20 protein-coding genes are annotated in these 25,735 nt (G+C 69.0%); 8 read left to right on the forward strand and 12 right to left on the reverse strand.

Annotated elements, in window-relative coordinates; all coding sequences use genetic code 11:
- Positions 1–343 precede the first annotated feature (343 nt).
- From ACFMRZ_RS32760 to ACFMRZ_RS32770, 3 genes are all read right to left on the reverse strand, one after another.
- Positions 344–2,464, reverse strand: a complete 2,121-nt coding sequence (locus tag ACFMRZ_RS32760) for a LuxR C-terminal-related transcriptional regulator (RefSeq protein WP_400182094.1) — start codon at positions 2,462–2,464, stop codon at positions 344–346.
- Between the two features lie 196 nt (positions 2,465–2,660).
- A complete protein-coding gene (locus tag ACFMRZ_RS32765; protein WP_400182095.1) occupies positions 2,661–3,602 on the reverse strand; it encodes a hypothetical protein in 942 nt (313 codons plus the stop codon).
- Positions 3,603–3,604: 2 nt separating this feature from the next.
- On the reverse strand, positions 3,605–4,606 hold the full coding sequence (locus ACFMRZ_RS32770) for a 3-oxoacyl-ACP synthase III family protein (protein WP_400182096.1): 1,002 nt from the start codon (positions 4,604–4,606) through the stop codon (positions 3,605–3,607).
- A gap of 462 nt (positions 4,607–5,068) precedes the next feature.
- On the opposite strand from ACFMRZ_RS32770, the gene ACFMRZ_RS32775 reads away from it, so the two are divergent.
- From ACFMRZ_RS32775 to ACFMRZ_RS32790, 4 genes are all read left to right on the forward strand, one after another.
- Positions 5,069–6,745 (forward strand): fatty acid CoA ligase family protein, encoded by a 1,677-nt coding sequence (locus tag ACFMRZ_RS32775; RefSeq protein ID WP_400182097.1) that lies wholly within the window; start codon positions 5,069–5,071, stop codon positions 6,743–6,745.
- The gene (locus ACFMRZ_RS32780) at positions 6,742–7,023 is read left to right on the forward strand and encodes a hypothetical protein (RefSeq protein WP_280361150.1); all 282 of its coding nucleotides are present in this window, start codon (positions 6,742–6,744) and stop codon (positions 7,021–7,023) included. The genes ACFMRZ_RS32775 and ACFMRZ_RS32780 overlap by 4 nt, the downstream gene beginning before the upstream one ends.
- Entirely contained in the window at positions 7,020–8,057 is a 1,038-nt protein-coding gene (locus ACFMRZ_RS32785) for an NAD-dependent epimerase/dehydratase family protein (protein ID WP_400182099.1), read from the forward strand. Before ACFMRZ_RS32780 ends, ACFMRZ_RS32785 begins: the two co-directional genes overlap by 4 nt.
- A gap of 82 nt (positions 8,058–8,139) precedes the next feature.
- Positions 8,140–8,970, forward strand: coding sequence for an alpha/beta fold hydrolase (locus ACFMRZ_RS32790; protein WP_400182100.1), 831 nt, complete (start codon positions 8,140–8,142; stop codon positions 8,968–8,970).
- A gap of 307 nt (positions 8,971–9,277) precedes the next feature.
- On the opposite strand, the gene ACFMRZ_RS32795 is transcribed toward ACFMRZ_RS32790, so the two are convergent.
- Positions 9,278–10,900, reverse strand: a complete 1,623-nt coding sequence (locus tag ACFMRZ_RS32795) for a TerD family protein (protein ID WP_400182101.1) — start codon at positions 10,898–10,900, stop codon at positions 9,278–9,280.
- Positions 10,901–10,970: 70 nt separating this feature from the next.
- On the reverse strand, positions 10,971–13,079 hold the full coding sequence (pabB, locus tag ACFMRZ_RS32800; RefSeq protein ID WP_400183024.1) for an aminodeoxychorismate synthase component I: 2,109 nt from the start codon (positions 13,077–13,079) through the stop codon (positions 10,971–10,973).
- A gap of 172 nt (positions 13,080–13,251) precedes the next feature.
- Here pabB and ACFMRZ_RS32805 point away from each other — a divergent pair, with 172 nt between their 5' ends.
- The 3 genes from ACFMRZ_RS32805 (at position 13,252) to ACFMRZ_RS32815 (ending at position 15,828) form a co-directional block, all read left to right on the forward strand.
- Positions 13,252–14,301, forward strand: a complete 1,050-nt coding sequence (locus ACFMRZ_RS32805) for a phosphotransferase family protein (RefSeq protein WP_400183025.1) — start codon at positions 13,252–13,254, stop codon at positions 14,299–14,301.
- Positions 14,302–14,366: 65 nt separating this feature from the next.
- Positions 14,367–15,200: a serine hydrolase domain-containing protein gene (locus tag ACFMRZ_RS32810; RefSeq protein WP_400182102.1), complete on the forward strand. Its 834-nt coding sequence runs from the start codon at positions 14,367–14,369 to the stop codon at positions 15,198–15,200.
- 94 nt (positions 15,201–15,294) lie between these two features.
- Positions 15,295–15,828: a DUF3145 domain-containing protein gene (locus tag ACFMRZ_RS32815; RefSeq protein ID WP_187684327.1), complete on the forward strand. Its 534-nt coding sequence runs from the start codon at positions 15,295–15,297 to the stop codon at positions 15,826–15,828.
- A gap of 17 nt (positions 15,829–15,845) precedes the next feature.
- Here the strand turns inward: ACFMRZ_RS32815 and ACFMRZ_RS32820 are convergent, their stop codons facing one another.
- The 7 genes from ACFMRZ_RS32820 to aceE form a co-directional block, all read right to left on the reverse strand.
- Positions 15,846–16,085 (reverse strand): hypothetical protein, encoded by a 240-nt coding sequence (locus ACFMRZ_RS32820; protein ID WP_400182103.1) that lies wholly within the window; start codon positions 16,083–16,085, stop codon positions 15,846–15,848.
- Positions 16,086–16,267: 182 nt separating this feature from the next.
- The gene (locus tag ACFMRZ_RS32825) at positions 16,268–17,698 is read right to left on the reverse strand and encodes an acyl-CoA carboxylase subunit beta (protein ID WP_280271887.1); all 1,431 of its coding nucleotides are present in this window, start codon (positions 17,696–17,698) and stop codon (positions 16,268–16,270) included.
- A 129-nt stretch (positions 17,699–17,827) separates the two neighbouring features.
- Positions 17,828–19,078: a KasA/KasB family beta-ketoacyl-ACP synthase gene (locus ACFMRZ_RS32830; RefSeq protein WP_280271886.1), complete on the reverse strand. Its 1,251-nt coding sequence runs from the start codon at positions 19,076–19,078 to the stop codon at positions 17,828–17,830.
- A gap of 12 nt (positions 19,079–19,090) precedes the next feature.
- The gene (acpM, locus tag ACFMRZ_RS32835; RefSeq protein WP_187684323.1) at positions 19,091–19,393 is read right to left on the reverse strand and encodes a meromycolate extension acyl carrier protein AcpM; all 303 of its coding nucleotides are present in this window, start codon (positions 19,391–19,393) and stop codon (positions 19,091–19,093) included.
- A 129-nt stretch (positions 19,394–19,522) separates the two neighbouring features.
- On the reverse strand, positions 19,523–20,437 hold the full coding sequence (locus tag ACFMRZ_RS32840) for an ACP S-malonyltransferase (protein ID WP_280369352.1): 915 nt from the start codon (positions 20,435–20,437) through the stop codon (positions 19,523–19,525).
- Positions 20,438–20,565: 128 nt separating this feature from the next.
- Positions 20,566–21,894 carry a PucR family transcriptional regulator gene (locus tag ACFMRZ_RS32845; protein ID WP_400182104.1) on the reverse strand — a complete coding sequence of 443 codons (1,329 nt, stop codon included), beginning with the start codon at positions 21,892–21,894 and terminating at the stop codon, positions 20,566–20,568.
- Between the two features lie 46 nt (positions 21,895–21,940).
- Positions 21,941–24,820 (reverse strand): pyruvate dehydrogenase (acetyl-transferring), homodimeric type, encoded by a 2,880-nt coding sequence (gene aceE / locus ACFMRZ_RS32850; RefSeq protein ID WP_400183026.1) that lies wholly within the window; start codon positions 24,818–24,820, stop codon positions 21,941–21,943.
- A gap of 354 nt (positions 24,821–25,174) precedes the next feature.
- Here aceE and ACFMRZ_RS32855 point away from each other — a divergent pair, with 354 nt between their 5' ends.
- The gene (locus ACFMRZ_RS32855; protein ID WP_280271884.1) at positions 25,175–25,624 is read left to right on the forward strand and encodes a hypothetical protein; all 450 of its coding nucleotides are present in this window, start codon (positions 25,175–25,177) and stop codon (positions 25,622–25,624) included.
- The last annotated feature ends 111 nt before the right edge of the window (positions 25,625–25,735 follow it).

Consider the following 25,735-nt stretch of genomic DNA (forward strand, 5'->3'; position numbering starts at 1 on the left):
ATACACAGGCGAAGTTCGTTGCGTAGCAAGCTGTTTGATCTTTCTTTAGTTGATCTTGAATTGTTTCGCAGCCACTGCTCCGCTACCATTCCCGCGTATTCCCGGCGGAAATCGATGGCAACTTCGCAGCACTCGTTATCGCAATCCGTTGTGGCTTGTTGCCGGTCCGGTCCTTCCGATCGCGGTCGAAAACCGTCGTGTATCAGCACAAATCGCTACCGCGCCGCGAATCGGACTGCTGCCGGGAAAGCTAATCAATGGAGAATTACGGACAATAGGGATAATGTTCACGAAATACCCACGAAATACTCACGGCCGCAGTCCGTTCGGGCCCCGCCATCCCCTATCCGGCGGCCGATTCGGCCGTTTCGCGCACGGCCAGGACGAAACGCAACTCCCCGCGCCGGGCGACGCCGAGCTTGCGGTACACCCGGGTCAGGTGCTGCTCCACCGTGCTGGTGGTGATCTCGAGCAGGTCGGCGATCTCGCGGTTGCGTTTGCCCAGCGCGGCCAGTTCGGCCACCCGCCGCTCGGCGGGACTCAGCGCGTCGACGCGGCCGGGCGTCGCCCGCACCGGCGGTTGCGGCGCGGCGCTGGGCGGGTGGCGGTCGCCGCGCAGGCGCCGGACCAGGACGCCGGACCCGCACGACTCGGCCAGCCGGACCGCCTCCCGCAGCAGCGGCCTGGCCTTGTCGGCGTCGCCGATCGACCGGTGGGCGCGGCCGAGTTCGCCTAGGGCCGTGGCCAGTTCGAGGCCGTCGGCGCCCGTGCGGGCCACCGCCACGGCGCGGCGCAGCAGCGGTACGCGGCGATGGGCGTCGCCGGTGGCGGCGAGCACCCGCAGCGACACCCCGCCGCTGGGATGGCGTTCCGGCCCGCCGATCAGCTCCAGGTGCACGGTCGCCAGCGCCTGGGCCCGGCGTCGCTCGCCGAGGTCGAGATAGGCCGTCGCCATGTCGTTGCGCCAAGGGATCAGCCAGGCGAAGTCCAGTCCCCACTGCCGCATCAGGGTGCCGCACTGGCGGAAATGCCGCAGCGCCTCCGCCGGCCGCCCGGCCGCCAGGCAGTGCTGGCCGGAGGCTCGCAGATACGACAGCGCGAACCGCGACTCCAGCATCGCGCGCGGCACCGGACGGCGCAGCTGAGCGGCCGCCTCGAGGTGATTGCCCTGCGCGGTGAGCGCGCGCACCAGCACCGCGATCGGCCGGCCCGCCCACACCCCGAGATGTTCCGACGGCACCAGATTCAGCGCCAGCGTGGCGAATTCGACGGCCGCGGTGAGATTCCCGCGATGCAGCAGGGCGTCCGCGCGCAGCGCGGCGAAGATCGAGCACCAGGTCGGCGCGTGCCGGGCCTCGGCCTCGGCGAGCAGCGAGGCGCACCAGGCGTCGGCGGTGTCGAGACGGTCGGTGTGGATGAGGCAGTCGACGGCGGCGACCAGCGTCTCCACGGTGGCGGGGCCGAGCCGGTGGCAGGCCAGGATGCGCTGCGCCGCGGCGGCCAGGTCGGCGGGCGGGTGCTGCACGTGCAGCCCGGTGAGCAGGTCCGCGGCCTGCCGATGGGGCGATTCCCGGTCGGCGGTGCTGCCCGCGCCGATCCGGACCCGGTCCGCGAACAGCCGGTGATGTCGCTCCAGATGGGTCGGATGGGTGTAGCGCAGCCACGCGCACAGGAAATCCACGCGCGGGCTGAAGGTCAGTGTGCCCGCTGGTCCACGGGCCAGCCTGGACAGCGCGTGGTCGGCGTGCTGCTGGTAACCGTGCCACAGCATGTGCAGCACGGCCGCGGGTAGTTCGGCATAGGGCACCCGGCCGGTGTAGAGCGCCGCTTTGAGGCGACCGAAGTTGCGGGTGCGGGTGGACGGATTGAGCCGCCACTCGACCGAGACCAGCCGCCCCGCGATCGCGGCGCGATTACCCGCGCGCCGACTGGCTCGGTACGCGAGTTCGAGTTGCTTTGCCGCACTGTCTATCTCATCGTCCGACAGGGCTTGGTCGGCCGAGGCCACCAGCACCTGGGCGGCCCAGGTGCTGCGTGCGTCACCAGCCGCCAGCAGTTGCCCGGCCACGACCGTACAGGGAAACCCGCTGCGATGCAGCAGTTCCGCCGCCCGGCCGTGCAATTCGCGGCGCTCCTCGTCCGGAATGTCCCGCAGGACGCGCGCCGCGATCGCCGGATGCGCGAAGCGCTCCTGCTCGACCCAGCCCGCCTCCGTGAAATCCGCTACGACACTGCGTATTCGGTCCGGCGCCAGCTCGGCCAGTGCGGCCGACAGCCGCACGGTGGCGGCGCCACCGAGCACCGCCACCGCCGAGGCGGCCCGCAGCCGCTCCGGATCGTCCCCCTGCAGCAGCGCGGTGATTGTCTCGTCCCCGTCGACTCGTCGCGGTCGCGCGGCGTGCTGCTCGCGCGGTGTGGCGACGATCGATGTCCGGACTCGGTCCCGAGCGACCGACCTCTGCATACTCCAGTCCCTTCATCGGTCGGATGTGCCCGACTGAAGGGAGTGTCGGCCCCGTCGGGGACCGGGTCTGGAGAAGCGGCATCATTGCGGCGGTGGATGTCTCGTGGACATCCGGATTCAGCCGGTGCACAGATCTATGGTGGCCGCCGAGGCACTCGCCCACCCTGGCCGGTGGCGGCTCACCGCGTGAATCATGCTACACGTCAATGTGTTTGGTCTGAAGCGAGTCCGCGTTACCGGTCGGTTCGAGTGGTTGCGGCCGATACGCCAGGCACGCCGCGGAACTGTCGTCGGCGGCCAGGAACAGCACCGCGCGCGCGGCGTCGAGCCGGCCCGCCGCGGCCGCGTCGAGATAGGCGTGCACGGGGGCCGCGGTGCACGGGTCGCCGATATCCGGATCGACTCCGGCGATCGCCACCGACGGCACTCCCAGCCGGTACGCCAGCCGCTCCCGGAAGCCCGGCTCCGCGGCGGGTGCCAGCAGCACGGCGCTGCCGATGGCGAAATCGCCCCGGTCCAGCCCCTCACCGGCGAGGCAGGCCAGGACCGCCTCGACCGCGTACGCCAGCGAGTCGCCGGATCCGGCGCGCAGCGACAGGGCCGTGCGGCCCGCGGTGCCCGCGGCGGTCAGATCCACCCAGGCGGTCGGCTCCGCGGCGCCCTCGGTCTGTGCGGTGTACAGGCGGCCGAACCCGCCCGCGCCCGGCGACGAACGCAGCAGCACCGCCGCCCCGCCGGGGGTATAGGGAAAGCCCTCGACCACGCGCTCGGTGGACGGATGCGCGTCACCGGCGACGACCATCGCGTACTCGAATTCGCCGGGCGCCAGGAAGGAATGCGTGGCCACCAGGGCGTGCACCAGGCCGCAGGCCCCGCTCATCAGGTCGAACGAGAAGGTCGGCACCCGCCCGGTCCGATACTCCAGTCCGATTCCCAGCCGCTGCTGAATCAGCGCGGCGACCGCGGGTTCGGAGATGTTGCTGTCCCGGAAGACTCCGGCGTTGACCAGGACGCCCACCCGATCGGGCGAGACACCGGCCTGATCCAGGCACGACCGCCCGGCGCGGGTGGCCAGCTCGAAGTAGCTGCCGGTGTCCGGGTCCAGGCAGGTGGCGGCGGAAACGATGGCGGTACTCACGATCAGGCCTCCAGTCGGGAAATGGTCGCGGCGAGCTGGCCGGAGACGATGCCGGATGCCTCCGGGATCAGCAGCACCTTCGAGCCGCGTGGAATCCGTTGCCGCGCAAGATGTTCGTGCAGCACCAGGAAGTGCGAGGTGGAGGCGGTGTTGCCGTACTCGTCGTAGACGTTGAGCGCCTGCGGCATCGGGGTGTCGAAATGCTGTGCGGCGAGCTGACTGATGTGCTCGATCGCCGGGCCGCTGAACTGGTGGTGGATCCAGTAGTCGTATTTCTCGCTCTCCCAGGTCCGTCCGGTCTCGGTGAGGAAATCCGACATCCGGTCCAGGGCCTGCCGATATCTCTTCTCGCTGGCCAGTTGACGATTGTCGGTGTACATCGCGATGCCGGTGGTCTTGTCGCTGGGCATGCCCAGGCAGAATTCGGCGCCGTAGGCCGCGGTGGTGAGTTCGATGTAGTGGATCTCGTCGTGGTCGTCGCCGCGGTCGTCGACCACCACCGCCACCGCGGCGTCGCCGACGGTCAACGCCGCGAACTGGGGATCATACGGCTCGCTGATCTCGCGGGCCGCGGTGTCGGCGATGGGCGTGATCTGCTCGCCGCTGACCACCAGCCCGTTGCGGACCACACCCGCCTTGATCATCCGATCCAGCACCAGTACGCCGGTCACCATGCCCGCGCAGGCATTGGAGACGTCGAAGTGCAGGGCGCGGGTGGCGCCGATGGCGTTGCGCAGCATGAGTGCGAAAGACGGTGCGTAACAGAACTTGTCGGGCCCGCGGAAGCGGGTGATGGATACCGAGATCACCACGTCCAGTTCGTCGGCGCGATAATCGGAATGTCGCAGGCAATCGTCGATCGCCCGCAGTGCCAGTTCGAACGACGATTCGTAGTCGTCCGGATCGGAATTGTGGACGCGGCGATTCTTGATCCCCGTAATTCGTTCCAGGTCCAGTGTTCGCGGAACGGACAGGCTGGAGATCACGTCTTCGGTGGATCGCACGGTGCTGGGTGTGTATGCCCCCAGAGACTCGAAACGGGTACGCATGGCCCCCTACTCTCAGGATTGTTCAGCGAATGCGGTCGAATTCTGGTGCGGCGAATGGGTATTCGGAAGAATTTCCGATACCGGGTGCCGTCGTTGTCCAGTAGCCCCGATGCCGAAACGAACGTTACCAGGACCGGCCGACCGCGGACCGGCGGCCCGGCGCTCGAATCCAGCTGGTAACCGGTGCTTTTCCCGTCCACGTGGAGCAAAAGATCAGGTGGGCGGTGACTGCCGGGTAACCGCTCGCGGCGACGCGATAGGGGGATATAGGGGGTATCTCGAAACCTGTTACGGTAGCGAGCGGATCCGCGCTGCGGTAATCTCTCCGTATCTTTCTCGCATTCCGCGATAATTTCAGGGGGCCGCTGTGCCGAAATATGTATTCGCCATTCCCGCGCTCGGGCACCGGGCAGCGCCGTGAGCGCCACGGTCTACTGGCGCGCACTGGACCGATTCCGGGAAATCGTTGCGGCACATCCGAAACGGGAGGCCGTGATTTATCCCGCCGGCGCCCGGCCCGGCGGGTTGCCGGAGTATCGACGGCTGTCCTACGCGGAACTGGACGACTGGTCCGCCGCGATCGCGGAGCGCTTCGCCGCCGCGGGCGTGGCGCGCGGTACGCGGACCATCGTGCTGGTGACGCCCGGTCCTGAGTTGTATGCCGTGCTGTACGGCCTGTTCACGGTCGGCGCGGTGCCGGTGGTCATCGACCCGGGCATGGGCCTGCGCAAGATGCTGCGCTGCCTGCGGGCCGCCGATGCCGAGGCGTTCGTGGGAGTGCCGCGGGCGCAGGCGGTGCGGGTGCTGTTCCGTCCCTACTTCCGCAGGGTGCGCGTGACGGTGACGGTCGGCGGCCGGTGGTTCCGGTGCGGGCCCACGTTGGCGAGCTGGGGTCGCGAACCCGTTGCGGCGGAACCACTTCGGGAGCCCGCGCCGGACGACGATCCGCTGCTGATCGCATACACCACCGGCAGCACCGGCCCGGCGAAGGCGGTGGTGCTCACGCACGGGAACATCAGCGCGATGATCGATCAGGTCGACGCCGCGCGGGAGCGGATCGCCCCGGGGACATCGCTGATCACCGCGCCGGTCGCGGGCATTCTCGAACTGCTGCTGGGCTCGCGCTGTGTCCTGCCGCCCCTGATTCCCTCGCGGGTCGGCTCCACGGATCCGGCGCATGTGGTGGACGCGGTGAACCGGTTCGGGGTGCGCACCATGTTCGCCTCGCCGGCGGTGCTGATCCCGCTGCTGCGCCATGTCGAGGAGCGCGGTGTGGCGCTGCCGAGCCTGCGGAGCGTCTATTCCGGCGGTGCGCCGGTGCCGGATTGGTGCATCGCGGGTCTGCGGCGGGTGCTGCCCGGCGATGTCCGCGTGTACGCCGGGTACGGGGCGACCGAGGCGCTGCCCATGTCGACGGTCGAGTCGCGGGAACTGCTGGGCGGCCTGGTGGAGCGCGCGCACCGCGGCGCGGGCGTGTGCGTGGGCCGCCCGGCCAAGGACGTGCGCGCCCGTATCGTCCCGATCACCGACGAGCCGCTGCCCACGTGGGCGGATGTCCGGGCGTGGGAGTCGGATTCGGCCCGCTCGCGCGGCGTCGGGGAACTCGTGGTGGCCGGGCCGAACGTCAGCACCCGCTACTTCTGGCCGGAAGCGGCCAACACGATGGGCAAGATCGTCGACGGTCCCACGGTCTGGCACCGCACCGGCGACCTGGCCTGGATCGACGAGGAGCAGCGAATCTGGTTCTGCGGGCGCAAGAGCCAGCGCGTCCATACCGCCGCCGGACCGCTGTTCACCGTGCAGCTCGAGCAGGTGTTCAACACGGTGCCGGGAGTGGCGCGCACGGCGCTGGTCGGAGTGGGGGCTCGCGGCGCGCAGCGGCCGGTGCTGTGCGTCGAACTCGAGCCGGGCGCCGATGCCGGTCAGGTGGAAGCCGAACTGCGCTCCCGCCGAGAACGATTCGAGGTCGCCGCGCCGGTCCGGAAATTCCTCTTCCACCCGGGTTTCCCGGTCGACGTCCGGCACAACGCGAAGATCGGGCGCGAGCGGCTCGCGGTCTGGGCACAGCGGCGGCTACAGAAGGAGAACGTGTGAAAACCCTTGCGCTCCGGGCAGTTCCGGTGCTGGGCTGGTTGTACATTTTCGCGGGGCTGGTAGCGGCGTTCACGGGCCGGGCCCCGACCAGCCGGGTGCTGCGCGCGCTGTGGTGGGCCGACATGTTCCTCAGCACGGTCGGGCACGCCGCGCAGATCCCGATCGCGCTGGCCGCCGACGAACTCGCCGGCCGCCCACGGCTCGAAACCGCCGCGATGACCCAGATTTTCGGGCTGACCTGGTGGCGGGCCCGGCCGCCTGCCGAGGAGGCGCGATGAAGGCATTGGTGACCGGGGCATCCGGATTTCTGGGCGGCGCCCTGGTCCGGCGGCTGGTGCGGGACGGTGCCTGCGAGGTGGCGATCCTGGTGCGGGCGACCAGCAATCTTCGCGATCTCGGCACGGCGGCCGACCGGGTCGAGCGCATCACCGGCGACCTGACCGATCCGGATTCGCTGGACCGGGCCGCGTCGGGCGTCGATGTCGTATTCCACAGCGCCGCAAGGGTTGACGAGCGCGGCACCCGGGACCAGTTCTGGGTGGCGAACGTGCGCGCGACCGAGCGGCTGCTGGCGTCGGCACGGGCGGGCGGCGCGTCGCGGTTCGTCTTCGTCTCCAGCCCCAGCGCACTGATGGACCGTGACGGTGGCGATCAGGTGGACATCGACGAGTCGGCGCCGTACCCACGCCACTATCTGAACCACTACTGCGAGAGCAAGGCGGCCGCCGAACGGCTGGTGCTGGCGGCGAACGCGCCGGGCTTCACCACCTGCGCGCTCCGGCCGCGGGCCATCTGGGGTGCGGGCGACCGGTCGGGCCCGATCGTGCGGCTGCTGGAACGCGCCGCCGCCGGAACGCTGCCGGACCTGTCGTTCGGCCGGGACGTGTACGCGTCGCTGTGCCACGTCGACAATATCGTCGACGCCTGTGTCAAGGCCGCTGCCTCGGACGATGTCGGTGGCAAGCCCTACTTCGTCGCCGACGCCGAACGCACCGACGTGTGGCGGTTCCTCGCGCGGGTCGCCACCGAACTGGGCTACCGGCCGCCGTCGCGGAAGCCGGATCCACGGCTGGTGCGCTCGGCCGTCGCGGTGATCGAGACGTTCCGGCGCGTGCCGTTCGTCGCGGCCCGCTGGACACCGCCGCTGTCGCGGTACACGGTCGCCGTCATGACACGCACCGGCACCTACGACACCTCCGCTGCCGCAAGGGATTTCGAGTACCGTCCGGTGATCGATCGAGATACGGGGATGGCGGAACTGCAGAAATGGCTGCTGCGCGACGAGGGGGTGCTGCCCGGGTTGACGGGTTAGGGGCTTCTCGTGTTACGCGGGGTACCAGCTAGTATGGGTGCCATTGCCATGCAGCATCGCTACTCAATGAGGAGAGCGCCCGATGCCGGTGTTCGACTACCACGGCGTGTCCATCGCGTACGACCACGCCGGTTCCGGCGACCCGATTCTGTTCCTGCACAACATCGGTGGCGATCGCACCATCTGGTCGGAACAGTTCCGGGCGCTGCGGCAGACGCATTCCGTGTATGCCCTCGACCTGATCGGTTACGGCGACTCCGATCTGCCCGACTCGGGATACACCATCGACAACTATCTGCGCATGGTGTCGGAATTCGTCGACGCCCAGGGGCTGCGCGACATCACCCTGGTCGGCCACTGTTTCGGCAGCGCGCTGTCGCTGCTGTACGCCCGCCGCAATCCGCAGCGAGTCCGGGCGCTGGTGCTGAGCAGCCCGCTCACCGCGGCCACGCTGCGGCCCACCCCGACCGGCTGGACGGCCCGTGCGGCGCGGTATCTGCGCGTCGAGTCGGTCGCCGGAATGACTCGGCTGCCCGGGGCGGTCGCCGGTCTGGTGGTGCGTGAGCAGTTCGGTTCGGTCGGGCGCGAACAAGGCGCCGAGTTCGCCGCCGGGCTGCGCCGGCGCTGGACCGAACCCCGGCGCCTGCTGCCGGCGGCCGCCATTGCCCGCGACCTGCACCGTCTCGGCGAACTCGACCGATTCCGGCCCGGCCCGGCCTTTCCGCCGATGACCACGATCTGGGGCGAGCAGAACCGCATCCTTTCGCCCGCGGCGGGCGCCCGGCTCAACGAGACGCTCAATCCCGCCGCGGCACTCACCGTGCCGTCCTGCGGCCACTTGGTCATGCTGGAATCCCCCGAAACGGTCACCGCGGCAATCCGTTCCGCGAACCATGCCGCGCTCGCCAGCTGACCGGGCACATCTTTCCTGAGATCGGGGTAGCTCGATGACGATCTCCTGAACCGGATCGACCCGCTGCTGCCGGAACGTCAGCTGGGGCCGAGGCTGCGATCAGGGGCGGTCCGGGTGGGAACGATTTCGTCAGCAGCGAGAGGTTTCAGGGGCGAAGACGGGGAATCCCGGTACCAGGCGGGTGTCGAGACGGCAGGCGCGTGCAACGGCGCACGTGTCGGAGGTGGTGCCGGACAACGACGTGCGGCGCGCAACCGATCAACCTGGGCCGTCCACCGGGAACCCGCCTGGACAACTCGATAGTCGTTCAGATCCGTGAGCCCTTGGCGCGGTTGCAGGCGCGGCACAGAATCTGCAGGTTGGCCGCGCTCGTCGCGCCGCCGCGGCTGAGCGGGATGACGTGATCGAACTCGAGGTAGTGGGTGGCGCCGCACTCGCCGCAACGACCACCGTCGCGGCGCCAGACCTCGGCTTTGATCTCCGGCGGGATGGAGCGGCGGTCGCGGCGACCGGGCGCGAGGGCGAGCCGTTTGGCCACCCGTAGCGCACCCTCCATCGCGGCGGCCACCAGTTCCGCGTCGTCGACCTCGAAGTCGGCCCCGCCGCGCGCGGAGGTCGCCGAGATCGAGACGGTGCCCCCGGCGGCGGTGACGGACACGATGCGCGCCCACGGCAGTTCCACGCCCGCCTCGGGGCCGACGAACCGGAGCTTCTTGTTGGAGCAGATCAGCCGTCCCGCAGTGGTTTTCGGCCCGCGGGCCAGGTGCCGGACACGGACCGCGGCGACGTCCACGTGGACCCGCTCCTCCGGGTCCAGATGCAGGTCGGCCGCGCGCACGAACGGCAGCATGCCGGCGCGCAACCGCGACAGTGCGCGGCCGCGATGCAGGCGGCGGCGCAGCTCGTCGACCGTCGGGCCGGTGAGCCGCAACGACTCGGCGACCGTCTCGAAGTCGTCCACGGTATCGGCGGTGACCTCGCCGTCGGCCCCGGCGAACGCGGTGAGCCGCTCGAGCCAGGCCAGGCCCGGATCCCGGAGCGCCGCTCGGCCGGTGTCGGGCGGGATGTGCCGATAACGCAGCGCGGTCCACAGGTCCGCCCACTCGGGCGAGCGCGGGCCGGCGCCGGTCAGGACGCGCCAGGCTCGGGCGCGCCAGCCGCGCAGGTACTCCGTTATCTCGGCGGCGCAGGCCCGGCACGGCGATGGAGGGCCGAGGACCCGCCAGCCGCGTCGCCGCCCGCATCGGTTGCAGGCGCGCGGGTCCGACGGCCGCGGCGGTGCGGTCTCCTCGGTCCACGCCGTGCCGTCCCACCAGCGCAGCGCGGCGCTGCCGCCGGGGTCCGGATGCCAGTCGGGACGGTCGGAATCCGTTGGGGGCGAGAAGATTTCGCCCACTCGTTCATCGACGGTGGTGCGGTGCAGTGAGACGGACCGGCCGGGCTGGACGCCGAAATCGGTGAAAAGCTCCGTGAGCCCGGCCTTTCCGAGGCTACCGCCGCGAAACCACCAGCGATCCTCGCCTCGATGGAACTCGCCGAGCACCATCGCCCGCACGCCCGCCGCGGCCGCGATATCGGCCCGCGCCACCAGCCCGGCGGCGTCCTCGACGCTGATCGTGAGCCCCGGCACCGCGGCCAGCTCACCCTCCTCGACCGACCCCGCGACCACGATGCGCGTGACCTCGGCCGGTGTGCGTGGCAGCGACACCGACAGCCGCGCGGTCCCCGGCAGCGGCTGCTGATCCAGCGTGACGGCCTGCGACGGATGCCGGGGCGCGTTGAAGTACACCGCGTCACGCTCGGACCGGACTCGCCCGCTGTCCGACAGCAGCAGGGCGTGCGCGTCCACCGTGTGCCCCGACCGCCAGGAGAGCAGCACGGTGAGCAGCGAGGTCGGTACCGGCGTGGAGCCGCTGTGGGTGGCTGTCATCGTGATCCGAACTATGCCAGGGGGTGCCGACATGCCGGAAACTCGACGCCTCCGCTGGTGAAGCGCGCGTTCAGGAGGACGCCACGGCGGGATTCGACCGCCGTGCCGCCGCGACCGCTCGCAGCGCGGCGGCGGCCTTGAGCACCATCTCGTGGTATTCCGCCTGCGCGTCGGAGTCCAGCACGATGGCCCCGCCCGCCCCGATCCGCCACTGCCCGCCGTACCGGACCGCGGTGCGGATGACGATATTGAGGTCGGCCGTGCCGTTCAGCCCGAGAAAGCCGATGGTGCCCGAATACACCCCGCGCGCTTCGGTTTCCAGCCCGTCGATGATCTCCATGGTGCGCAGCTTGGGCGCACCGGTCATCGACCCGCCGGGGAAACACGCACGCAGGCAGCCGATCACGTCGACCTCCGGGCGCAACCGGCCGCGCACCGTCGACACCAGCTGGTGCATGGTCGCGTAGCTCTCGGCGGTCATGAGTTCGGGCACGTGCACGCTGCCGACCTCGCAGACCCGGCCCAGGTCGTTGCGCAGCAGGTCCACGATCATCAGGTTCTCGGCGCGGGTCTTCGGATCCAATTCCAATGCGCGGCGCAGGTTCTCGTCCGCGGCCGGGGTGTGCCCGCGCGGCGCGGTGCCCTTGATCGGTTTGCTCTCCACCATCCGGGTGCGGTTCACCTTCAAGAACCGCTCCGGCGACGAGCACGCGACCTCGAGATCGCCGAAGCGCAGGAACGCGGCGTAGGGCGCCGGGTTGCGGTGGCGCAGCAGCCGATACACCGCCGCGCCGTCCGCGTCGTCGGCGACGCGCACGTTGTCGGTGAGATTGACCTCGTAGGTCTCCCCGGCCCGCAACTGCGCCCGGATGGCCTCGATATCGGCCAGATAGCGCTCGCGGCCGCGCCCGGCTCCGGCGGCGACCTCCTGTTCGTCGGCGGGCAGCGGCAACGGCTCGGGCTCGGACCAGGCGGGCAGCGTGCCGAGCAGGGCGCGGGTCTCGGCAAGCCAATGCTGGTTGGCCGCAAGGGAATCCGAGTCCGTGAGGGCGATCAGGTGGGTGCGTCCCGCGAGGTGATCGATGACGATCAGGCGGTCGGCGAAGATCCACTGCGCGTCGGGAGTGGGGGAGCGGTGCGCGGCGGCGCCCCCGCAGTCGGCCTTCACCTCGTAACCCAGGTAGCCGACGTATCCGCCCGCGAAATCGAAAGGCACATCGGGTAATCGGGCCGTTCGCCGGCGTAGGCCGTCCGACAGATAGTCGAGCACCGTTCCGGCGACCACGCGCCGCCCCGCCCGCGACCGCACCTCCACGCATCCGTCGCCCACCCGGTACCGCACCACCTCGGCCAGCGGCCCCGCCGCGTCGCCGAGGAAGGAGAACCGGTCCAGCCCCGGTTCCACATGCGCGCTGTCGAGCCAGAACGCGTCCGTCGAGGCCGAGTAGAGCGCCCCGAACACCGCCTCGCCGTCGACCGCCCGCCCCACCACCTCGTGCAGCACCCGCAACTCCACGCGCTCCGCGGGCTCTGCGCGCGGAACGCTCCCGCGCGACGCCTCGACCGAAGCACGATCGGGGCGTCGCCCGGGTCTGTGGCGGACGGCGTGGTCGCGGGTGAGCCGGGCGAAGTTGCGGAGTAGCGCGGCGCCGTGCTCGCTGGAGACCGATTCGGGGTGGAACTGCACGCCCCACTGCGGCCGGTCGCGGTGCCGGACGCCCATGACGACGCCGTCGGGAGAGGTTGCGGTGATCTCCAGGGCCTCGGGCAGGGGCTGGGCCGCGCACAGCGAGTGATAGCGCACCGCGGTGAATCCGGCGGGCACCCCGGCGAACAGATCCCGGCCGTCGTGGGTGATCCGGTCGGGGTGGCCGTGCCGGGCGGACGGGGCCGCGGTTACCGTCCCGCCCGCCGCCAGCACGATGCCCTGGTGTCCCAGGCACACCCCGAGCAGCGGCAGGTCGGCCTCCGCGATGAGGCGTCGCGAGATGCCGAAATCGCGGGGCACGTCCGGGCGGCCCGGGCCGGGGGAGATCACGATGTTGTCGAAGCCGGTCAACGGCGGCACCTCGGCCGCGTCGTTGCGGACCACGACCGGTTCGAGGCCGTTCACCTCGGCGATGAGCTGATAGAGGTTGTAGGTGAACGAGTCGTAGTTGTCGACGAGCAGTGTGCGCAGGGGTGGAACGGTCACCGACAAGACCGCCGTACGCTGCGGCTCCCGTACCGATGGGAGCGGGTCGTGCTCATGATGTCACCGTATCCGGTGTGGGCGAACCGCCCGCACACCGCATTGATGGCGGATGCCTTCAGTTGCCTGTGGTCGTTGGTGCAGAATGTGGGGCATGTCTGTGGTGCAACCGGCCGAAGTGGACCGTGACGTCGTCGACTTCACCATCGTCGGAAAATGGATGGATGAGCAGGGCTTGCCCGGCGGCGAGTTCGAGCACGTGACGGCGCTGGGCGGTGGCACCCAGAACATCATGCTGAGATTCGCCCGCGGCGGGCGCGACTACGTACTGCGCCGCGGCCCGAAACACCTGCGTCCCAAGAGCAATGAGGTGATCCGGCGGGAGGCCCGGCTGCTCGGGGCGCTGACCGGCACCGGGGTGCGTGCGCCCGAGGTGATCGCCGCGTGTCCCGACGAATCGGTGCTCGGCGCGGTGTTCTATCTGATGGAACCGATCACCGGATTCAATCCGCAGAACGAGCTGCCCGCGCTGTACGCCGACGATCCGGAGGTGCGGCGGCAGATGGGGCTGTCGGCGGTGGAGGCCATCGCGCGCCTCGGCGCGCTGGACTATCGGGCGCTCGGACTGGCCGACTACGGCAAACCCGAAGGCTTCCTGGAGCGGCAAGTCTCGCGCTGGCTGGGCGAACTCGAGTCCTACAGCACCAACGAGGGCTACCCGGGACCGGAGATTCCGGGCGTCGAGCGGGTCGGCGACTGGCTCGACCGCAACCGGCCCGCCGACTGGCGGCCGGGCATCCTGCACGGCGACTGCCATCTGGCGAACATCATGTTCTCCTACGACCGGCCCGAGGTCGCGGCGCTGGTGGACTGGGAGATGTCGACCATCGGTGATCCGCTGCTGGACCTGGGCTGGCAGATCGCCACCCGGCCGGAGCCGGGCGGCACGAGGAGCACGCTGATCGGCAAGCTGGGTGAGGTCGGCGGGCTGCCGACGCCGGAGGAGATGATCGAGCACTACGGGCGATTCTCCGACCGCGATCTGAGCAACGTCACCTGGTACACGGTGCTGGCCTGCTTCAAACTCGGCATCGTCCTGGAGGGCACGCACGCTCGCGCCTTCGCGGGCAAGGCGCCCAAGCAGGTCGGTGATTTCCTGCACGCCGTCACCCTCGAGCTGTTCGACATGGCGCGCGACCTCATGGAGTGAAAATCTCAGCGGGACACGCCGATCCCGTTGTGGGGGCAGGGAAGGCGGGTCGTAGGCTCGTGCGGGTGCGAGCGCTGGAACAGATTCGGGAGTGGCCGGTTCGGCATGCCGCCGCCGGGGTGGTGGCCCCGCAGGGCAGCATCGAGGTGGAGGGCGACGGGGAGCGGGTCTTCGCGCTCGCCTCGGTGACGAAACCGCTTGTGGCATACGCGGTTCTGGTGGCCGTGGAGGAGGGCGCCATCGAACTGGACCAGCCGGCCGGGCCGCCGGGATCGACGGTGCGGCACCTGCTGGCACACACCTCCGGGCTGGCCTTCGACACCAACGTGATCATGGCCCAGCCGGGGGAGCGGCGCATCTACTCGAGTTCCGGATTCGAGTGCCTCGCGCAGTTCGTGACCGACCAGACCGGAATCGACTTCGCGGATTATCTGCACGAGGCAGTATTCGAACCACTCGAAATGAAATCCTCCGTCCTCACCGGCTCTGCCGGACACGCGGCGCGCTCCTCGCTACACGACATGTTGCGTTTCGCCGGCGAGTTGCTGCGACCCACACTGGTTTCCGGGCAAACGCTGGCCGAGGCCACCGAGACGCAATTTCCCGGCCGTAACGGGGTGCTGCCCGGGTACGGCACGCAACGCCCCAATGATTGGGGTCTGGGATTCGAGATCCGCGACCACAAAACTCCGCACTGGACCGGCGCCGCCAACTCGCCGCGCACCTACGGGCACTTCGGGCAGTCCGGCACGTTCCTGTGGGTGGACCCGGCGCTAGGGGTGGCCTGCGTGGCGCTCAGTGACGAGAATTTCGGCGACTGGGCCCGCGCGGTGTGGCCGACGTTCAGCGACGCGGTGATCGACGAAATCACGACGTCACGCGACACGGCCGAAAAGTAACACCCGTAACACCGGGCACTCCAGTAAACTCGGGCAACGCACCGGCTCGACGGGATGTTGGGGAAGACGTCCTACGTCGAAGCTGGAGGTACAGGTGCGCGCATCGAATCAGTTCGCTGACGCGACGTCTGGTGTGGTGTACATCCATGCGTCGCCGGCGGCGCTGTGCCCGCACATCGAGTGGACGCTCTCGTCGACATTGAAGGCCCCCGCGAAATTGCGCTGGACATCGCAGCCCGCCGCACGGGGCCAGTTGCGCGCCACCACCGACTGGGTCGGGCCGGTGGGCACCGGATCTCGGATTGCTACCGCTTTGCGGGCATGGCCGGTACTGCGTTTCGAAGTCACCGAGGATCCCAGCGAAGGCGTCGACGGCGAACGCTACAGTTTCGCTCCCGGCCTCGGTCTGTGGCGCGGCGCCACGGGCGCCAACGGCGATGTGATGGTGGGAGAAAACCGCCTGCGGGAAATAGTGCGGGTCGCGCGCGAGCGCGGCCGGCACACCCCGGCGGAGATCGCCGCCGAGATCGACAACGCCCTCGGCACCCCCTGGGACGACGACCTCGAGCCCTTCCGCTGGGGCGGCGAGGGCGCCGAGGTCACCTGGCTGCGCCGCGACGTGGGCTGAGCGGAGGCCACCGCCCCTCAGCTGTCCGGCGAGCCCTCGTCGCCCCGGAGTAGGCGTAGTTCCTCGGCCATGGCCCGCATCTTCTCGCGCACCAGATGTTCCAGCTCGATGACCTCGTGCCGGATGGCGATCTGCTCGTACTGCATGAGCACGTAGTCGTCGCGGAGGAGGCGGTAGTCGTCGTGCGCCTGTTCCAGCGCGTGCTGCGCGGCGAGCAGGTCGGTGCGCATCTCGGCGAGCTGTTCTTCCGCGTTCATGTGATCCCCCTCGATGGTGCCGCGGTATGTGTGCGGACGTCTGGGAGCCTACGCGCCGGACGCGACGGCGACCCGGCTCGCGACGGAGGTTGTCCACAGCCCGCGAGTAGTCCACAGGGCATACGACAAAAGGGCGGGCAGCCCGGAGACACCGGACCGCCCGCCCCTTGCGGCACAACCGCTTACAGCGGAATGTTCTTGTTGTTGCTGGCCTTCGCCGGCGCCGAGGCCAGCGCGGCGGCGATGGTGGAGCGGGTCTTGGCGGGGTCGATGACCTCGTCCACGACACCGATGGCCAAGGCCCGGCCGACACCGCCGGCGATGGCCTCGTGCTCGGCGGTCAACCGCTCGATCAGCGCCTCGCGCTCCTCCTCCGGAGCCTTGGCGATGGCCTTCTTGTGCAGGATGCCGACCGCGGCCTTGGCGCCCATGACGGCCACCTCGGCCTCCGGCCAGGCATACACCGCGGTCGCGCCCAGCGAGCGAGCGTTCATGGCGATGTAGGCGCCGCCATAGATCTTGCGGGTCACCAGGGTGACGCGCGGAATCTGCGCCTCGGCGAAGGCGTGCAGCAGCTTCGCGCCGCGGCGCACCACACCCTCCCACTCCATGCCGACACCGGGCAGGTAACCGGGCACGTCGGTGACGACCACCATCGGAATGCCGAAGGAATTGCACAGCCGCACGAAACGCGCTGCCTTCTCGGCACTTTCGGAGGTGAGGCAGCCGCCCATGCGCAGCGGATTGTTCGCGAGCACACCGACGGTCCGACCGCCGAGCCGGCCCAGGCCGGTGACGATGCTGCGCGCGTAACCGCCCTGCAGCTCCTCGAAGGAGGACTCGCCGTCGACATTGTCGAGCAGCTCGTGGATGACCGGCTTGATGTCGTAGGCGCGCTTGGCCGACGCCGGCAGCATGGCCTTCAGGTCGACGTCGCCGTGCTGGGCGGCGGTCATATCGAACTCGCCCTGCTCGGCGAACATCGAGACCAACCGGCGGCCGCGGTGCATGGCGTCGTCCTCGTCGTCGGCGACGATGTGGCACACGCCGGACTTCTTGCCGTGCGTGACCGGGCCGCCGAGCGTCTCCATGTCGACGTTCTCGCCGGTCACCGACCGCACCACGTCGGGGCCGGTGACGAAGATGCGGCCCTGGGGCGCCATGATCACGACATCGGTCAGCGCCGGACCGTAGGCGGCGCCGCCGGCGGCGAAGCCGACCACCACCGAAATCTGGGGGACCAGGCCCGACGCGCGGACCATGGCCTCGAACACGGTGCCGACGGCGTGCAGCGCCTCGACGCCCTCGGCCAGCCGGGCGCCACCGGAGTGCCAGATGCCGACGACGGGGATCTTGGATTCGATCGCCGTGTCGATCGCGTCGACGATGTGCTTGCAGCCCTCGACGCCCATGGCGCCACCCATGACGGTGGCGTCGGAGCAGTAGGCGACGGTCCGGACACCGTCGACCTCTCCGATCGCGGCCAGCACGCCGGACTTGTCACGAGGATGTAGCGGGAGAACGGTGCCGGGGTCGAAGAAGCGCTGCAACCGACCCAGTGGATCCCGGGGATCGGTAGTGGCGTCCGCCGCGGCGGGGGCCATGATGGTCATCGCGTTCTCTCCTCGAGGGAATGTGGAGTCGCTCACGCGGCTGCGAATGTGGAAGCCCCGGTGGGGTTTTCGCGGGTTGTCCGCTACCGGAAACCCCACCGGGATCGCTGTGGAATTGACCGATACGGGTCAGTACCGGCCGAAGGCGAGCGCCACATTGTGCCCACCGAAACCGAACGAGTTGTTGATCGCGTACTCGATCTCCTGCCGGCGGGCCTCGCCGTGCACGATATCGAGGTCGATCTCCGGATCCTGGTTCTCCAGGTTCAGCGTGGGCGGCACGATGCCGTCCCGGATGCTGAGCACGGTGAGCACCGACTCGAGGGCGCCGACGGCGCCGATCGAGTGGCCCAGGGCGGACTTGGGCGCGTAGACCGAGGCGTGGTTGCCGACGGCCTTGGTGATCGCGTTCGCTTCCGCCGTGTCACCGATCGGTGTGGCGGTCGCGTGCGCGTTGATGTGCGTGATGTCCTGCGGCGACAGCCCCGCCGAACGCATCGCGCGCTGCATGGCCCGCGCCGCGCCGTCACCCGTGGGATCCGGTGCGACGAGGTGGAAACCGTCCGAGGTGATGCCCGCACCCAGCAGCCGCGCGTGGATGGTGGCCCCGCGCGCCTTGGCGTGCTCCTCGGTCTCGATGACCATCAGCGCGCCGGCCTCGCCGAAGACGAAACCGTCACGGTCCTTGTCGAACGGCCGCGAGGCCGCCTTCGGATCGTCGTTGCGCGTGCTCATCGCCCGCATCATGGAGAACGCCGCGATCGGCACCGCGTCGATGTAGCCCTCGACGCCACCGGTGACGACGATGTCGGCGTCGCCCATGACGATCATCCGCCATGCGTTCGCGATGGCTTCCGAACCCGACGAACACGCCGAGACCGGTGTGACCACTCCCGCCCGGGCCTGCAATTCCAGACCCACCACGGCGGACGGCCCGTTCGGCATGACCATCTGAACTGCCAGCGGCGAGATCTTGCGGTAGCCACCGTTCTTCAGTTTGTCGACCGAGTCGATGAGCGCGTCGCCGCCGCCGAGGCCGGTGCCGATGGCGACGCCGAGACGCTCCTTGTCGACATCCGGCGCACCGGCGTTCTCCCAGACTTTCTTGCCGAGGGCGAACGCCAGCTGTTCGACGTAGGACATGCGCCGACGCTCGACGCGCGGGATCTCATCCTCGAGATTGAGCTTGATCCGGCCGCCGATGCGCACCGGGAGCTGGTACTCCTCGATGAAGTCCCCGTCGAGAACGTCGATGCCGCTCTCGCCGTTGAGGAGACCCTTCCACGTCGTATCGACGTCGCCCGCGATCGACGTGGCCGCCGCCAGGCTCGTTACGACGACGTTGGGAAAGTTCCCGTTCAAGGTGGAAGGAGTGGTCACGGTATCGGGCCCTTACTCGCCCTGGCCGAACTTGGCCTTGAGCTCCTCGGCCGCGTCGGCGTTCTCGGCCTCGAGCTTCTGGATGTAGTTGACCGCGTCACCGACGGTCTTGAGGCTGGCGAGATCCTCGTCGGGGATCTTCACGCCGTACTTGTCCTCGGTCTGCACCGCGATCTCGACCATCGACAGCGAGTCGATGTCCAGGTCGTCGACGAAGGACTTCTCGATCGTCACCTCGGAGGGCTCGATGCCGGTCACCTCTTCGATGATCTTGCCGAGCTCTTCGACGATCTGTTCCTGGGTCAGAGCGGCCACTTGGTGGCTCCCTTCTTATTACTCTCGGGGGGTCCGATGGTTTCGGTCTGTTTTCTTTGTCGATCCGAGACGGCCGGGCGTTTCCGTCCGTCTCATTCGCGGCCGCATCGTTGCGCACCGCGTGGAAAGCTAACCGTTTGCCGACAGTTCGGCCAACGCGGGGATGTCTTCGGGGGTCTTCAGGGCCAGATTCGGGGTGCCCTTCAGCTCCCGCTTGGCGATGCCGACCAGGGTTCCGGCCGGTGGCAGCTCGGCCACCGCGGAGACCCCTGCCGCGCGCACCGTCTCGGTGCACAGGTCCCACCGTACGGGTCGGGTGACCTGCGCGGCGAGCTTGTCGACGGCGTCGCGCCCGGAGGTGACCGGCTTGCCGTCGAAGTTCGACAGCAGGGTCCGGGTCGGCTCGCCCGGGGTGATCTGGGCGATGGCCTCCGCCACGGCGTCCTGAGCCGGAGCCATGAACGCGGTGTGGAAGGCGCCGGCGACGGGCAGCGCGCGGATGCGTGCCTTCTCCGGGGGATTCGCCGCGAGTTCGGCCAGCGCGTCCAGCCGGCCCGCCGCCACGATCTGGCCGGCCGCGTTGCGGTTGGCCGGGACGAGGTCGAGTTCGGCGAGCCGGTCGAGCACGGCGGCCTCGTCGCCACCGAGCACGGCGGACATGCCGGTCGGTTCCAGCGCGCACGCCTTGGCCATCTCCGCACCGCGGATGGCCGACAGCGTGACGGCCTCGTCGGGGGTGATGACCCCCGCGATGGCCGCGGCGGCGAACTCGCCGACCGAGTGGCCGGCGACGATGGTGTCCGCCGGCACCGAGGCGTCGGAGATCTCCGCGTAGGCGAGCAGCGCCGCGGCGACCACGAGCGGCTGGGTCACCGCCGTGTCCTTGATCTCGTCCGCGGTAGCGGTGGTGCCGAGCTGCACCAGGTCCAGGCCGGAAGCCTTGGACCACAGTTCGAGACGGTCACGCGCGCCGGGAAGATCGAGCCAAGGCGCGAGCATGCCGGGTGTCTGGGAGCCCTGTCCTGGGGCGTACAACGCGATCACGCCTCTAACAAAACACCGTGGAGGGCCTTCGGCGAGATGTCGACGCCGATGAAGGTTTCGGACCGCTTTTGTGTGGACCCCACAAAACGGCATGTGGCTCGCCGGGATCGACCCCCTACCCGGAGTCGTTACACCCCATCTTCGTAAAAGGTGCCCGAAGAGGCTTCTGGGGCAGAAGTTGGCGATTCGTTACGAGTTCGTGTCAGGCGACCTACTGTCGCAGCGATCCGGAGCACGTACGCGTCTCGCGGATTCATCGGATCACGGCCGGTGATGTCGGCGATTCGCTTCAGCCGATAACGGACCGTATTTGGATGAACGAACAGCTGGCGTGCACACGTCTCGACGGCTCCGCCGCAATCGAGATAGGCATCGAGGGTGTCGGCCAAGGCCGACCCGGCGGCGGCCAACGGTAGCACAACATACTCGTTGAGAGCCTCGACCGCAGCACGATCTCCGAGCAGGGCTCGTTCGGGTAGCAACTCGGAGGCGTGTACCGGTCGCGGCGCCCCGCGCCAGCCCACCACCGCCTCCATTCCGGCCATCGCCTCGACCGCGCTGACGTGCGCGGCCGACAGCGTGCGGGTGGTCGGGCCGATCACCACCGGGCCCTCCGAGAACGATTCGGCCAGGAGATCGACCAGGAACGGGGAGGGGTAGCCGATATCGCCGAGATTCCCGCTGACCACCATGACCAGCCGCGATCCCTGGATGACGGCCAGCGCCGCGCGGCCGTGCCGGGCGGCGAGGGTGTGCACCGAGCCGACCACGGTGACCTGGTCACTAGGGGGTATGCCCACCAGCACCGTCGCCGGCGCGGTGGCGTCCCAGTTCAATGTGGCCGCGCGCGAGAGCATTTCGGGCCCGGTGTCGCCGCGCACAACGGCGTCGACGACCAGTGCCTCCAGCCGGGTGTCCCAGGCGCCGCGGGACTCGGCGGCGCTGGCGTACACCGAGGCCGCGGCGAAACCGAGTTCGCGGCCGTAGCGCAGCACCGCCTCGGTCAGTGCCACCAGCTGCCGGTCGTTGCGGGCCAGCGCCGGTAGCCACTGCTCGAAGAACTCCATGGCCACCCGGACCATGTCGACGGTCTGGCGCAGGGTGAGCCGCCGCGCCAGATCCTGCGGGATCACCTGAAAGGCGTCCAGGCTGAAGCGGATATCGCTCTCCGGGTCCTGCAGCCATTCCAGGAAGTTCACCACCGCGGTCTGCACCAGCATCTGGACGCCGGCCCGCTGCGCGGCGTCCAGATCACCGAAGAACGGCAGCCGGTCCTCCATCGACGCGATCGCCTCGGTGGACAATCGCCCGGAGAACTGCTTCACCCGCTTCAGCAGCGTGTCCGGCAGCGGATCGCGGGTCTGCTGATACGGCGAGAGGGCGCCGGTCGGCAGATATACCTCGTGTGACGAGGACGTGTCGGTGATCCGGCGCGGCCGCGGCGGTTTACGTTCCACTACTCCATACTCTCCTGCGGCGGCCGTGCCCCCGCGCCCGATGCGCTCACGCCGGCTGGTCTTCGGTGTTGGTCGACTTCTCCGCGGCATCGACGTCGCCGATGCGGTAGCGGGCCTCGGCCTCGGCGACCTTGGCCTGGTCCACCTTGCCCGCCCGGCCCAGCGCCTGCAGCGCGGCGACCGCGATCGACTGCGCGTCCACATTGAATACGCGCCGCGCGGCCGGGCGCGTATCGGAGAAGCCGAAGCCGTCGGTGCCGAGGGTGACATAGTCGCCGGGGACCCACTTGCGGATCTGGTCCTGTACCGAGCGCAGCCAGTCCGAGGCGGCGACGAACGGGCCCTCGGCTCGCGAAAGTACCTGCGTCACATAGGGAATGCCGGGATCGGCGTTCGGGTCGCGCAGTGCGGTGATCTCCTTCGCCAGCGCCTCCTTGCGCAACTCGCTGAACGAGGTCACCGACCACACGTCCGCCTGCACACCCCATTCCGAGGCCAGCAGTTCCTGCGCGCGCAGCCCGTCGGGCACGGTCACGCCGGACACCATGATCTGCGCGCGCACCTCGCCCTCGCCACCGCGCTTGTACAGGTAGATGCCCTTGAGCAGGCCCTCGATATCGAGGTCGTCCGGCTCGGCCGGCTGCGGGTAGGGCTCGTTGTACATGGTGATGTAGTAGCTGATGTTCTCGCCGCCGAAGGTGTCGTTCGCCATCTTCGGGTGGGTGCCGGGCAGCACCGTCGATTCCGGCGCGGGTTCGCCGCCGCCGTACATCCGGCGCAGGCCGTCGCGCACGATGTGGGCGATCTCGAAGGAGAAGGCCGGATCGTAGGCCACGAAGGCCGGATTCGTGGACGCCAGCAGCAGCGAGTGACCGTCGTTGTGCTGCAGGCCCTCACCGGTCAGGGTGGTTCGCCCGGCGGTTGCTCCGAGGATGAATCCGCGTGTCAGCTGATCGGCCGCGGCCCACAGTCCGTCGCCGGTGCGCTGGAAACCGAACATCGAGTAGAAGATGTAGAGCGGGATCATCGGCTCGCCGTGGGTGGCGTAGGAGGTGCCCACCGCGGTGTAGGAGGCGGTCGATCCGGCCTCGTTGATGCCCTCGTGCAGGATCTGGCCCACTTGGCTCTCTTTGTAGGCAAGCATCAACTCCGCGTCGACCGATGTGTACAACTGGCCGTTGCGGTTGTAGATCTTCAACGAAGGGAACCACGAGTCCATCCCGAAGGTGCGGGCCTCGTCCGGGATGATCGGCACGATCCGCTTGCCGATCTCCTTGTCGCGCAACAGCTCCTTCATCAGCCGCACGAAGGCCATCGTGGTGGCCACGTTCTGCTTGCCCGAACCCTTGCGCACCGAGCGATACGGCTCGTCGCCGGGAAGTTGCAGAGGCTTTGCTGCCGTGCGTCGTTCGGGCAGAAAACCGCCCAGGGTGCGCCGCCGGTCCAGCATGTACTGGATGGCCGGATCGTCCTGGCCGGGGTGGTAGTAGGGCGGCAGGTACGGGTCCGCCTCGAGCTGCTCGTCGGTGAACGGGATGCGCTGCACGTCGCGGAACGCCTTCAGATCGTCCAGCGTCATCTTCTTCATCTGGTGCGTGGCGTTGCGGGCCTCGAAGTGCTTGCCCAGGCCGTAGCCCTTGATGGTCTTGGCCAGGATGACCGTCGGCTGGCCCTGGTGCGCCAGCGCCGCCGCGTAGGCCGCGTAGATCTTGCGGTAGTCGTGGCCGCCGCGCTTGAGGTTCCAGATCTGCTGGTCCGACAGGCCTTTCACCAATTCCTTGGTGCGCGGGTCGCGACCGAAGAAGTGCTCGCGCACGTACGCGCCGTCGTTGGCCTTGTAGGTCTGGTAGTCGCCGTCGGGGGTGGAGTTCATCAGGTTCACCAGCGCGCCGTCACGGTCGGCGCTCAGCAGCGTGTCCCACTCGCGGCCCCAGATGACCTTGATGACGTTCCAGCCCGCGCCCCGGAAGAACGACTCCAGCTCCTGGATGATCTTGCCGTTGCCGCGCACCGGGCCGTCCAGGCGCTGCAGGTTGCAGTTGATGACGAAGGTCAGATTGTCCAGGGCCTCGTTGGCGGCCACCTGGATCAGGCCGCGCGACTCCGGCTCGTCCATCTCACCGTCGCCCAGGAACGCCCAGACATGTTGATCCGAGGTGTCCTTGATGCCGCGATCGTGCAGGTAGTGGTTGAACCGGGCCTGGTAGATGGCGTTCATCGGGCCCAAACCCATGGAGACCGTGGGGAACTCCCAGAAGTCGGGCATCAGGCGCGGGTGCGGGTACGACGACAGCCCGCGACCCGGACCGCCGTGGCTGTACTCCTGGCGGAACCCGTCGAGCTGATCCTCCGACAGCCGGCCCTCGAGGTACGCGCGGGCGTACACACCCGGGGAGGCGTGCCCCTGGATGAAGATCTGGTCGCCGTCGCCGGAGTGGTCCTTGCCGCGGAAGAAGTGGTTGAAGCCGACCTCGTACATCGCCGCCGACGACGCGTAGGTCGAGATGTGGCCGCCCACACCGATTCCCGGCCGCTGCGCGCGGTGCACCATGACCGCGGCGTTCCAGCGGATCCAGGCGCGGTAGCGGCGCTCCACCTCTTCGTCGCCGGGGAACCACGGCTCGTTCTCGGTGGGGATGGTGTTGACGTAATCGGTGGAGGTCAGCGCGGGGATGGCGACATGGCGTTCACCGGCGCGTTCCAGTAGGCGCAGCATCAGGTAGCGCGCACGTCCCGGCCCCTCGCGGTCGAGCATCTCGTCGAAGGACTCCAGCCATTCGCCGGTCTCCTCCGGGTCGATGTCCGGTAGGTACGATGCCACCCCCTCGCGGATCACACGCACACGGGCACCGGCCGGACGCGCGGGCGCCGACTCCGAATCGGCGGCTGCGCCGTTGGCGGTGGAACTCGACGACTTCGGGTGCATCACGTCTGTCAAAATCAAAGCTCCTCGTACAGGGGTGGACAAGCGGATGGCTCTAACCCCGGACAGCCGCGCTGGTGGGCGGGTTGTCCGTGCCTCACGGTGGGGCGCACCTCACATCCTTGTCGATGATGCGTCCCAGGTCATCATGTCAGCCGGAAATCCAGTACCGTTCTCCAGGCAACTGCGGTGTGCGCACCGTGAACAACGCCCGATGGACACCGCCGAGGTCGAGAAGCGGGGAGGATGATGAAACTGCTGAACCCACGCGGGTTCGGGTTGGCGTGCGCGACCCTTGCGGTCGGCACAGGACTGGTGGTAGCGGGATGCTCCAGCTCAGTCCACGGTACCGCCACCGTGAACGAGGCGGACGCGGCATCGTTCCGGTCGGAGATGGCGGCGTCGTCGGCAGCGGCGACGTCCTCGGCCAAGGCGGCCGCGCAGGACAAGGCCGTCTCCGAGAACTGCAGCCCGTTCCGCGATCTGTCCGGCGTCGCGGTGACCAAGTACAACGAATTCGTCGACGCCCACGACGCCAACGCGCCCGATCAGGACGCCAAGCGCGACGCCGCGGCGGAGACGCTGGAGAACGCGGCCCGCACGGTCGAGAGCCGCGTGACCGCCTCGGGCGAGGCCCTACCCGCGGACCTGGGGCAGAAGTTCACCGACTACGTCGTGGCGGCGCGAGCGCTGGCGGAGGAATCGCGCAAGATGACCTACACCGCACCCGTCGGACCGCTCAACGACGCCAGCAAGCGCGTCAACGACGCGCTCAACACGGTGCGGAATGCTTGTCCCGCACGGTGACCGGCTTACCGGTCCGACCTCGGACGATGCGTCTTATTACGCGACATTTCGGAATGTAGTTGGGCCGATCGGCTTGCGCTGCGGCCGATAACCATGTTCGCTTGCACCTAT

This window comes from Nocardia sp. N2S4-5 (genome assembly GCF_044628355.1).
Classification (GTDB): Bacteria; Actinomycetota; Actinomycetes; order Mycobacteriales; family Mycobacteriaceae; genus Nocardia; species Nocardia wallacei_B.